This is a genomic window from Bacillus sp. SIMBA_008 (genome assembly GCF_046535495.1).
Taxonomy (GTDB): domain Bacteria; phylum Bacillota; class Bacilli; order Bacillales; family Bacillaceae; genus Bacillus; species Bacillus subtilis.
Window position 1 is genome coordinate 1 of record NZ_JAWRWL010000337.1, and the last position, 278, is coordinate 278.

General features: G+C 66.5%; 1 protein-coding gene. It reads left to right on the top strand.

The annotated features are described in order from the left end of the window. Positions 1-79: 79 nt before the first annotated feature. On the top strand, positions 80-278 hold a 199-nt coding region (locus SB658_RS23475), incomplete at its 3' end, for a hypothetical protein (protein ID WP_410602697.1).

Consider the following 278-nt stretch of genomic DNA (forward strand, 5'->3'; position numbering starts at 1 on the left):
GTGCGAACGCGACCAGCCACCGCAGCTCGAGAGGAAGATGCCGCCAGAGCCATGCGGTTTCACCGGCGGAGAGTCGTGAATGTCGGAACGCGGATTCGAGAGCTGCGAAGAACGGCTCCTCGCCCTCGCACAGCGCGACCTGCAGCAGGACATTGGCGACGGGTGGGAGGATGCCGACTTCGACGCGGCCCGCGTCCCAGTGGAGACGGCATTCCGTACAGCGGGATCGTCGTGTACCCGCGGTGCCCATCCAGATGTGATGCTCTGCCGGGACCGCC